Source organism: Streptacidiphilus anmyonensis, assembly GCF_000787855.1.
Taxonomy (GTDB): domain Bacteria; phylum Actinomycetota; class Actinomycetes; order Streptomycetales; family Streptomycetaceae; genus Streptacidiphilus; species Streptacidiphilus anmyonensis.
In genome coordinates this window covers 42,881-52,936 of the sequence record NZ_BBPQ01000057.1, presented here as the reverse complement: position 1 = coordinate 52,936, position 10,056 = coordinate 42,881, and the positions used below count along the sequence as shown (strand labels likewise).

Below are 10,056 nucleotides of genomic sequence, written 5' to 3'. Positions count from 1 at the left end.
CGCGAGGCCAGGGCCCGCGCCGCCGCGCGTGCCGCCCGCGCGGCCCACGAGGCGCAGGTGGCGAGCGCCGTCGCCGAGGGCGCCCGGCAACTGCTCGCCCACATCGAGCACTCCCTTGCCGCGGCCGCCTCGGACAAGGCGAGCGCCGAGCAGGACCGGGCCGTCCGCGAGACCGAGCTGACGCGCGAGCGCGCCCGCAGCCGTGAACTCAAGGCAGAGCTCGACAAGCTGACCGACTCCGTCCACCGTGACGAGGTGCTGCGCGCCGAGAAGCGGCTGCGGATAGAGCAGCTGGAGGGCAAGGCGCTGGAGGAGCACGGCATCGAAGCCGACGCCCTGCTCGGAGAGTACGGCCCGGACCAGCCCGTCCCGCCGCCGCTGCCCGCCGAGGGCGAGGAGCTGCCCGAGGACGCCGCGCCCCGCCCGTACGTCCGCGCCGAGCAGGAGAAGCGGCTGAAGGCCGCCGAGAAGGCCTACACCCAGCTCGGCAAGGTCAACCCCCTGGCGCTGGAGGAGTTCGCCGCGCTCGAGGAACGCCACCAGTTCCTCTCCGAGCAGTTGGAGGACCTCAAGACCACCCGCCGCGACCTGCTGACCGTCGTCAAGGAGGTCGACGAGCGGGTCGAGCAGGTGTTCACCGCCGCGTACCACGACACCGCGCGCGAGTTCGAGGGCGTCTTCTCCCGGCTCTTCCCCGGCGGCGAGGGGCGGCTCATCCTCACCGACCCGGAGTCCATGCTGACCACCGGCGTCGAGGTGGAGGCCCGCCCGCCGGGCAAGAAGGTCAAGCGGCTCTCGCTGCTCTCCGGCGGCGAGCGCTCCCTGACGGCCGTCGCGCTGCTGGTCTCGATCTTCAAGGCGCGCCCGAGCCCGTTCTACGTCATGGACGAGGTCGAGGCCGCGCTCGACGAGACCAACCTGCGCCGGCTGATCGCGATCATGGAGGAGCTGCGCGACAGCTCGCAGCTCATCGTGATCACGCACCAGAAGCTCACCATGGAGTGCGCCGACGCGCTCTACGGCGTCTCGATGCGCGGCGACGGCATCTCCCAGGTGATCAGCCAGCGGCTGCGTGACGAACCTCGCAAGCCTCCGCGTCAGCTGCGGCGGACGGAGGAGCCCGCGCCGCCGCAGGAGCCCCCGGCGTTGTCACCGACCGAGTAGCGCTCCGCGCGTACCCGATACTGGGAGGGCCATGGAAACCCTCATTCTTGCTGTAGTCATCGCTGTGGTCGCCGTCGCGGCGGCCGCTGGTCTCGTCGTCACCGGTCGACGGCGCAAGGAGCTGCCCGCCCCCAAGGCGCAGCCGCAGATCACCAAGCCCGCCGACCAGAGGACCGTCGAGCCGACGGCCGAGCCACAGGTCGGCGAGGATGCCGCCGTCGGCGCGCCGGAGGAGCGCCGCACCCTCGAGGACGTCACCCTCCCGACGGACACCGAGACCGCTGCGGCGGCCGAGGCCGCGCGGACCGCTGAGGCCGCCGAGGTCGCCGAGGCCGAGGCGGCCCCCGAGCTGGAGGTCCCCGAGCCGACCGCCGGCCGTCTGGTCCGGCTGCGCTCCCGTCTGGCGCGCTCGCAGAACACCCTGGGCAAGGGCCTGCTGTCGCTGCTCTCCCGGGACCGTCTCGACGAGGACACCTGGGAGGAGATCGAGGAGCTGCTGCTCACCGCGGACGTCGGCGTCGCGCCGACCCAGGAGCTGGTCGAGCGGCTGCGCACCCGCGTGAAGGTGCTCGGCACCCGCACCCCGGACGAGCTGCGCGGCCTGCTGCGCGAGGAGCTCGTCGCGTTGATCGACCCGTCGCTGGACCGCAGCCTGCACGTCGCCCGCCACGACGAGGAGACCCCGGCCCGTCCGGCGGTCCTTCTGGTCGTCGGCGTCAACGGCGTCGGCAAGACCACCACCAGCGGCAAGCTGGCCCGCGTGCTGGTCGCCGACGGCCACACCGTCGTGCTCGGCGCGGCCGACACCTTCCGTGCCGCCGCGGCCGACCAGCTCCAGACCTGGGGCGAGCGCGTCGGCGCCCGTACGGTCCGCGGTCCGGAGGCCGGCGACCCGGCGTCCGTGGCCTTCGACGCCGTCAAGGAGGGCATCGCCGAGGGCGCGGACACCGTCCTGGTCGACACCGCCGGTCGTCTGCACACCAAGACCGGCCTGATGGACGAGCTCGGCAAGGTGAAGCGCGTCGTCGAGAAGCACGGCCCGGTGGACGAGGTGCTGCTGGTGCTGGACGCCACGACCGGCCAGAACGGTCTGGTCCAGGCGAAGGTGTTCGCGGAGGTCGTCGACATCACCGGCATCGTGCTGACCAAGCTCGACGGCACCGCCAAGGGCGGCATCGTCGTCTCCGTCCAGCGCCAGCTGGGCGTCCCGGTCAAGCTCATCGGCCTCGGCGAGGGCGCGGACGACCTCGCCCCCTTCGAGCCGGGCGCGTTCGTCGACGCGCTCCTGGGCTGAGCCCCGGCCCGACGCGGAACCTGGAAGCCGCCGCCCGCGCACAGCGGGCGGCGGCTTCTCCGTTGTCCTGTCAGCGCCGTCCGGCGAGTTCCGGGGCGCGGCGGTGGCTGGCGTAGGCGAGCGTGCCGAGCAGCAGCTTCGGGTCGGGGAGGCGGGCGGCGTTGTCGTCCGTCGGCGGGCGGAGCCAGCGCGCGCCGGGGGAGGGCGGGGCCGGGACGCGGGAGCCGGGGCCGTGGGGGAGCAGGTCGAGCTCGGCGTCGTCCCAGCCGGTGCGGTAGAGCAGCTCCGGGAGGCGGGACGCCGTCTGGGGCGCGACGAAGAAGTACGCGCGGCTCTGGGCCGCGAGGACCGGGCCCGGGCGGATGCCCATGCGCTCCAGACGGACCAGGGCCTGGCAGCCGGCCGGCTCGGGGACGTCGAGGACGTCGAAGGCCTGGCCGGTGAGCAGTTGGACGGCGGGGCCGTCCAACTCCGTGGCCCAGCCCCAGCGTGAGCGGTACTCCGCGGCGGCCTCGGTCCGGGTCAGCCTGGCCCGGCGCCGCTGAACCCGGAGCCAGCTGTCGCCGAACAGGGATTCGGTGCTCATCAAGTCCACTCACCTCCAACCGATCGGGGGAGACCTTGGTTACGGGGCGCATGCCCGTGGAGTTCGCGCCTGCACAATTCGGGCATGGCAGGCGGTCGTTCGGGTGGTGTGTTACTCAGGAGATCGGCGGCTCGGAGAACGGCGGTGAACATCCTGCTCACCAGTGAAGCGCGAGCGAGTCGCGGGAAGTTCACCCGTAGGGGTGGCGAAAGGTGGCGTTTCTCCGCACAAGCTCCCCCGGTCGGCGCAAATCGCGCTACGTTCCTGATGCAGGGTCGGAGAACCCAGCACGACATGAGCACGTCAGCGGGTATGCCACTGGCACGGGCGTTTTCATCGGTGCCAACTCATTCCGCACTCAAGCAAACTGACGGCCACGAGCCCGGGATGGGGGCGTTCCGGTGGGCGACAAGCAACCCAACGACAAGCTGACCGCGTGGTTCGTCCGCAGCGGGTGGTCCAAGGGCGAGTTGGCCCGTCAGGTCAACCGCCGCGCACGGCAGATGGGCGCAGCGCACATCAGCACCGACACCTCGCGGGTGCGGCGCTGGCTCGACGGCGAGCAGCCGCGCGAGCCGATCCCGAAGATCCTCTCCGAGCTCTTCTCGGACCGGTTCGGCTCACCGGTCCCGGTGGAGGATCTCGGTCTCAAGGCCGTCGCTCCGCTGACTCCCGGGTCCGGCATCGACCTGCCGTGGGGCGGCGATCAGACCGTCCAGCTCATCTCCGAGTACTCCCGCAGCGACTTGATGCTCAATCGCCGTGGTTTCCTGGGCACTTCGCTCGCGCTGACGGCCGGTTCCGCCCTGATCGAGCCGATGCAGCGCTGGCTCACCCCGAACGCGCACGGCCGTCCCACCCCGGTGCTCGCCGCGGCCCGCGAGGGCGAGCCGGTCACCGGTCGGCTCTCGGGCCCCGAGCTGGACCTGCTCGAGTCCACGGTCATGATGTTCCGTCAGTGGGACGCGCAGAACGGCGGCGGCCTGCGCCGCAAGGCCGTCGTCGGCCAGCTGCACGAGGTCTGCGACCTGCTCCAGGAGAGCTACAGCCCGCAGACCACCCAGCGCCTGTTCCAGACCACGGCCCAACTCGCCCACCTGGCGGGCTGGATGTCCTACGACGTCGGCATGCACCCGAGCGCGCAGAAGTACTACGTGCTCGCGCTGCACGCCGCCAAGGAGGCGGGGGACCGCCCCTTCGGCGGGCTGATCCTCACGGACATGTGCCGTCAGATGATCCACCTGAACCGCCCCGGGGACGCGCTGGAGCTGATCCACCTCGCGCAGTACGGCTCCCGCGACACGGCGAGTTCACGCCAACTCGCACTCATGCACGCCATGGAGGCCCGCGCCTACGCCAACCTCGGTGAGGCCGGCAAGTGCTACCGCGCCGCCCGCCACGCCGAGGACTGCTTCGACGAGGCCGGCCGGAACGACCCGATCCCGGACTGGCTGGGCTTCTTCTCCGAGGCCGAGCTGCACGCCGAGAACGGCCACTCCTACCGCGATCTCTGCTACCACACCGGTCGCAGCCAGGTGTACGCGCTGCAGGCGGAGCCCGAGATCGGCGAGGCCGTGCGGCTCTTCTCGGACGATCCCGGCCACAAGCGCTCCTACGCCCTCAACCTGATCGGCATGGCCAGCGTCCACGTGCTCAACCGCGAGCCCGAGGCCGCGGTCGCCAGCGCCGAGCAGGCCATGGAGATCGCCGCGCGGATTCGTTCTGAACGTGTCAATACGCGGCTGCGCAAGACGACCGAGGCGGCCCAGCGGGAGTTCAAGGACGTGCCCAGCGTGCGGCGGCTGCGCGAGCAGATCGACCAGACGCTGCCCGACACCCTGGCCAACAAGAACAGCGCCTGAGCCCGCGCGATTCCATCGCATACCGTCTGAGCTGCCAATCCTCCGCGAAAGCGGATTGTTCTCCGGCCGCGAGCACCGTCCCCCTTCACCCGACTCGGCTCCCCCACGCCAGGTCATCCGGACGGTTCTCGCGGCCGGTTTTCGGTGAGGCTCCGTTCATCGGGGCGTAACACCGGCGTCAGCTTCGTCACCCGTGCGAAACAACAGCGGGCATCTGTGGAAACCGGCCTGCGTCAATCTCCTCAACATCAGCCGACGACCCCGGGGGCACGGGACGGGATACCCGGGATCGGAGCGGCCCGAGAATCGAGGAGACGCCGATGCCCAGCGGCTTCAGCGGCGGAGACACCGCATTCGTACTCATAAGCGCGGCCCTGGTCATGCTGATGACCCCCGGCCTCGCGTTCTTCTACGGCGGCATGGTTCGAGTCAAGAGCGCTCTGAACATGCTGGCCATGAGCTTCATCGCGCTCGGCATCGTCACAGTGCTGTGGGTGCTCTTCGGCTTTTCGATCGCTTTCGGCCCTGATTCCTTTCATGGCCTGATCGGCGACTTCTCGATGCTCGGCATGCGCCACATCGGAATGAACCAACTGTCCGGAACCATTCCGGTGTTCGCTTTCTCGATGTTCCAGCTGATGTTCGCGGTGATCACCCCCGCGTTGATCTCCGGTGCCATCGCGGACCGGGCGAAGTTCAGCGCCTGGGCGGTCTTCATCGCCTTCTGGGTCACCGTGGTCTACTTCCCGGTCGCCCACTGGGTCTTCTACACCGACGGCGGCAAGGGCGGCTGGCTGGTCGACCACATCGGCGCGCTGGACTTCGCCGGCGGTACCGCGGTTCACCTGAACGCCGGTATCGCGGGCCTGGCCCTCGCGCTGGTCCTGGGCAAGCGGGTCGGCTTCAAGAAGGACCCGATGCGTCCGCACAGCCTGCCGCTGGTGATGCTCGGCTCGGGTCTGCTCTGGTTCGGCTGGTTCGGCTTCAACGCGGGCTCCGCGCTCGCCGCCAACGGCCTGGCCGGCCTCGCCTTCACCAACACCCAGGTCGCCACCGCCTCAGCGATGATCGGCTGGCTCGCGTTCGAGCGCATCAAGCACGGCGCGTTCACCACCCTCGGCGCGGCCTCCGGAGCGGTCGCCGGTCTGGTCGGCATCACCCCGGCCTGTGCCTACATCAGCCCGCTGGGCTCGATCGCGCTGGGCCTGATCTGCGGCGTGCTGTGCGCCTGGGCGATCAGCCTCAAGTACAAGCTCGGCTTCGACGACTCGCTCGACGTGGTGGGCGTCCACGCGGTCGGCGGTGCGGTCGGCGCGCTGCTGATCGGCCTGCTGGCCACCGGCGGCGGCGGTTCCGCGGCCAAGGGCCTCTTCTACGGCGGCGGCTTCGCCCAGCTGGGCAAGCAGGCGATCGGCGTGGGCGCGGTCGGCGCCTACTCCTTCGTGCTGGCCTGGATCATCGGCACGGTCATCCAGAAGACGATGGGCTTCCGGGTCTCCGAGGACGTCGAGATCGCCGGCATCGACCAGGCCGAGCACGCCGAATCGGCCTACGACTTCAGCGCGGTGGGCGCGGCCCTCTCCAAGGCCCTCTCCCCGTCGGCTCCGTCGGCGTCCGCGGCCAAGAAGGCCGCAGCCGAGAAGAGCGCCGCCGACAGCCCCGCCGAGACGAAGGTCGATGCCTGAGATGAAGATCATCACCGCCGTGATCAAGCCGCACCGCCTGGACGACGTGAAGGAGGCCCTCCAGTCCTTCGGCGTCCACGGCCTGACGGTCACCGAGGCCAGCGGCTACGGCCGCCAGCGCGGCCACACCGAGGTCTACCGGGGCGCGGAGTACACCGTCGACCTCGTCCCGAAGGTCCGCATAGAGGTGCTGGCCGAGGACGAGGACGCCGACAGCGTCATCGAGGTCATCGTCAAGTCGGCCCGGACCGGCAAGATTGGTGACGGCAAGGTCTGGAGCGTCCCGGTCGAGACCGCCGTGCGGGTCCGCACGGGCGAGCGCGGACCGGACGCGCTGTAGGCAGCAGGGGTGTGGTGAGGCGGGCTCGCGACCGAGGAGGGTGGCGGGCCCGCTCCGCCGTTCGTGTTCCACGGGTCGGCACTCCGAACGGAGAAGAGACGTGACGGACCAGCAGGCCGAGCGGCAGGGGGCCGAGACGGGATACGCCGCGGCGCGCCTCGCGTTGCTCCGGGAGGACGGCCGCACCGGCGCCGCCCGGCGCACGGCGCTCTCGCAGCTGACGGACCGCTGGCTCCAGGGTCTGCTGACCGACGCGCTGGAGGGCGCGCCCGGCGACGGCGTGGCGCTGGTCGCGGTCGGCGGCTACGGTCGCGGCGAGCTCTCCCCGCGCAGCGACCTGGACGTGGTCCTGCTCCACGACGGCGGCGCCCGCGCGTCGGCGGTCCCGGCGCTGGCGGAGCGGCTCTGGTACCCGATCTGGGACCAGGGCGTGGCCCTCGACCACTCGGTGCGCGACCTCGGCCAGGCCCGCAAGGTGGCGGCCGAGGACCTCAAGGCCCAGCTGGGCCTGCTCGACGCCCGCCATATCGCGGGCGACCAGGCGCTCACCGCCTCGCTGCGCTCCGCCGTGCTGGCGGACTGGCGCGCCACCGCCCCCACCCGGCTGCCCGAGCTGCTCCAGCTCTCCCGCGAGCGGGCCGAGCGGCAGGGCGAGCTGGCCTTCCTGCTGGAGCCGGACCTGAAGGAGGCCCGCGGCGGCCTGCGCGACGTCACCGCGCTCGACGCCGTCGCCGCCTCCTGGGTGGCCGACGCCCCACGCGCCGGCCTGGCCGACGCGGCCGCCCGGCTGCGCGACGTCCGCGACGCGCTGCACCTGGTCACCGGCCGGGCGACGGACCGGCTCAGCCTCCAGGAGCAGGACGCCGTCGCCGCCGACCTCGGCCTGCTGGACGCGGACATCCTGCTGCGGCACGTCTACGAGTCGGCGCGGGTGATCGCCTACGCCGCCGACGTCACCTGGCGCGAGGTCGAGCGGGTGCTGCGGGCCCGCAGCGGCCGCACCGGCCGCCGCCGGTTCGGCTTCGGCGGCGGAACCGTCGCCCGCGGCCCGCTGGAACGGCGGCCGCTGGCCGAGGGCGTGGTGGAGATGGAGGGCGAGGCGGTGCTCGCCGCGCCCGCGCGGCCCGGCCAGGACCCGGTGCTGCCGCTGCGCGCCGCGGCGGCCGCCGCACAGGCCGGCCTGCCGCTGTCGCTCAGCACCGTGCGCCGCCTGGCCGCCGAGACCAGGCCGCTGCCGGTGCCGTGGCCGGACGAGGCCCGCGAGCAGCTGATCACCCTGCTCGGCGCGGGAGAGAACGCGATCCCGGTTTGGGAGGCGCTGGAGGCCGAGGACCTGGTCACCCGGCTGCTGCCGGACTGGGAGCGGGTCCGCTGCCGCCCGCAGCGCAACGCCGTGCACCGCTGGACCGTCGACCGGCACCTGGTCGAGACGGCCGTGCGCGCGGCCGCGATGACCCGTCGCGTCGCCCGCCCGGACCTGCTGCTCGTCGCGGCCTTCCTGCACGACATCGGCAAGGGCTGGCCCGGCGACCACTCCGAGGCCGGTGAGGTGATCACCCGTGACGTGGCCGCCCGCATCGGCTTCCCCAAGCAGGACGTGGAGACCCTGGCGCTGCTGGTCCGCCACCACCTGCTGCTGGTCGAGACGGCGATGCGACGCGACCCGGACGACCCGGCGACCATCGCCGTGATCACGGACGCGGTCGGCACGGTCGGCGTCCTGGAGCTGCTGCACGCCCTCACCGAGGCCGACGCGCTGGCCACCGGCCCGGCCGCGTGGAGCAACTGGCGGTCGACCCTTGTCGCCGACCTGGTCCAGCGCGCCACGGCTGCCCTGGCCGGGGAGGGCGCGCCGCCCGACGGCACGACCGAGGCGACGGCCGAGGAGGAGCGGCTCGCCGTGGAGGCGGCCCGCACGGCGGGGCCCGCCCTGTCCGTGCGCGCGGAGGCGGAAGGCGGCGAGGGCGGCGGCCCACGCGGCGCGGCCGCGCCCGCGCAGGGCGAGCCGATGGGCGTCGAGCTCACCCTCGCGCTGCCGGACCGCCCCGACGTGCTGCCGACGGTCGCGGGCGTGCTCGCCCTGCACCGGCTGACCGTGCGCACGGCGGCGATCCGCGAACTGGACCCGATCGGCGCCGGGCCGGTGCTCGTGCTGACCTGGAAGGTCGCCACCGAGTTCGGCGACGTCCCGGAGGCCGCGCGACTGCGCGCGGACATCCGCCGCGCCCTGGACGGCGGTCTGGACGTCACCCGCCGCCTGGCCGAGCGGGACGCCGCCTCGCCCCGGCGGCGCGGCCACGTCGCCCCGCCGCCGCGGGTCACCGTGGCGCCGGGCGGGAGTGTGTCCGCGACGGTGCTGGAGGTCCGCGCGCACGACGCGCCGGGCCTGCTGCACCGCATCGGCCGCGCGCTGGAGGGCACGGGCGTGCGCGTGCACCGGGCCCGCATCTCCACGCTCGGCGCGGACGCGGTCGACGCCTTCTATCTGACCGACGCCGTCGGTCAGCCGCTCTCGGACGCGGCGGCGGCGGAGTTGGCGCGCTCGGTGGAGCGGGCACTGCTGGCCTGATCCGGCCCGGTCGCGGCCGCCTCGGTCGCGACCGGGGGCTGCCGGAAGCCCACGCGCCGGGCCGGCACCCCGGCCCAGACCTCGTCCGGGCCGGTGGACCGTGTCAGTACGGCGTTGGCGCCGACGACGGTGCCGCGGCCCACGGTCAGCACGCCCTCCTTGCAGATCACCCGCGCGCCCGTGCAGAGCACCGCGCCGTCCTCGACGACGACCCGCTCCATCCGGCTGAGCTGCTGCGGCACCCACGGGTCGGCGCGGCCGATGGTGACGTTGTTGTAGAGCACGACGTCCGCGCCCAGCGTCGTGCGGGGATGCAGGACCAGCCCGAAGCCACGGTGGAAGACGAGCAGCCCCGGCCCGATCTCGGCCGCGGCGGGCACCTCGACTCCGTAGAGCGCCAGCACCTCCTGCACCACGCGCTTCAGCAGCGGGCGTCGGCGGGCGTAGATCAGCTTGGTGACCAGCGACATACGCCCATGCTGGTGACCTCCCGACGCGGCCCGGCGGAGCCACGCGCGCGGTGCCCTCGTAAGGGTGGCTTGCGGGTGCGTTCCCA

8 protein-coding genes are annotated in these 10,056 nt (G+C 72.8%); 6 read left to right on the top strand and 2 right to left on the bottom strand.

What is annotated here, in order from left to right:
• Positions 1 to 1,164, top strand: a 1,164-nt coding sequence (locus tag TR50_RS32355; RefSeq protein ID WP_152648757.1) for an AAA family ATPase, incomplete at its 5' end; no start/stop codon positions are given.
• A gap of 31 nt (positions 1,165 to 1,195) precedes the next feature.
• The gene (gene ftsY, locus TR50_RS32350; protein WP_042430563.1) at positions 1,196 to 2,458 is read left to right on the top strand and encodes a signal recognition particle-docking protein FtsY; all 1,263 of its coding nucleotides are present in this window, start codon (positions 1,196 to 1,198) and stop codon (positions 2,456 to 2,458) included.
• 70 nt (positions 2,459 to 2,528) lie between these two features.
• Here the strand turns inward: ftsY and TR50_RS32345 are convergent, their stop codons facing one another.
• Positions 2,529 to 3,044 (bottom strand): bifunctional DNA primase/polymerase, encoded by a 516-nt coding sequence (locus tag TR50_RS32345; protein WP_042430561.1) that lies wholly within the window; start codon positions 3,042 to 3,044, stop codon positions 2,529 to 2,531.
• Between the two features lie 401 nt (positions 3,045 to 3,445).
• On the opposite strand from TR50_RS32345, the gene nsdA reads away from it, so the two are divergent.
• From nsdA to TR50_RS32325, 4 genes are all read left to right on the top strand, one after another.
• A complete protein-coding gene (nsdA, locus tag TR50_RS32340) occupies positions 3,446 to 4,906 on the top strand; it encodes a transcriptional repressor NsdA (protein WP_042430558.1) in 1,461 nt (486 codons plus the stop codon).
• A 320-nt stretch (positions 4,907 to 5,226) separates the two neighbouring features.
• Complete coding sequence (locus TR50_RS32335; protein ID WP_042430555.1) at positions 5,227 to 6,591, top strand: ammonium transporter; 1,365 nt, start codon at positions 5,227 to 5,229, stop codon at positions 6,589 to 6,591.
• A 1-nt stretch (position 6,592) separates the two neighbouring features.
• Positions 6,593 to 6,931, top strand: coding sequence for a P-II family nitrogen regulator (locus TR50_RS32330; protein WP_042430552.1), 339 nt, complete (start codon positions 6,593 to 6,595; stop codon positions 6,929 to 6,931).
• A gap of 100 nt (positions 6,932 to 7,031) precedes the next feature.
• Complete coding sequence (locus tag TR50_RS32325; protein ID WP_042430549.1) at positions 7,032 to 9,500, top strand: [protein-PII] uridylyltransferase; 2,469 nt, start codon at positions 7,032 to 7,034, stop codon at positions 9,498 to 9,500.
• Here the strand turns inward: TR50_RS32325 and TR50_RS32320 are convergent.
• The gene (locus tag TR50_RS32320; RefSeq protein ID WP_042430547.1) at positions 9,434 to 9,970 is read right to left on the bottom strand and encodes a hypothetical protein; all 537 of its coding nucleotides are present in this window, start codon (positions 9,968 to 9,970) and stop codon (positions 9,434 to 9,436) included. The two genes, TR50_RS32325 and TR50_RS32320, sit on opposite strands and share 67 nt — an antisense overlap.
• Between the last annotated feature and the right edge of the window lie 86 nt (positions 9,971 to 10,056).

What these genes read in the sequence shown, in the direction of transcription:
- ftsY (WP_042430563.1), top strand. Translation starts at nt 1,196, where the DNA reads ATGGAAACCCTCATTCTTGCTGTAGTCATCGCTGTGGTCGCCGTCGCG.
- TR50_RS32345 (WP_042430561.1), bottom strand. Translation starts at nt 3,044, where the DNA reads ATGAGCACCGAATCCCTGTTCGGCGACAGCTGGCTCCGGGTTCAGCGG.
- TR50_RS32335 (WP_042430555.1), top strand. Translation starts at nt 5,227, where the DNA reads ATGCCCAGCGGCTTCAGCGGCGGAGACACCGCATTCGTACTCATAAGC.
- TR50_RS32330 (WP_042430552.1), top strand. Translation starts at nt 6,593, where the DNA reads ATGAAGATCATCACCGCCGTGATCAAGCCGCACCGCCTGGACGACGTG.
- TR50_RS32320 (WP_042430547.1), bottom strand. Translation starts at nt 9,970, where the DNA reads ATGTCGCTGGTCACCAAGCTGATCTACGCCCGCCGACGCCCGCTGCTG.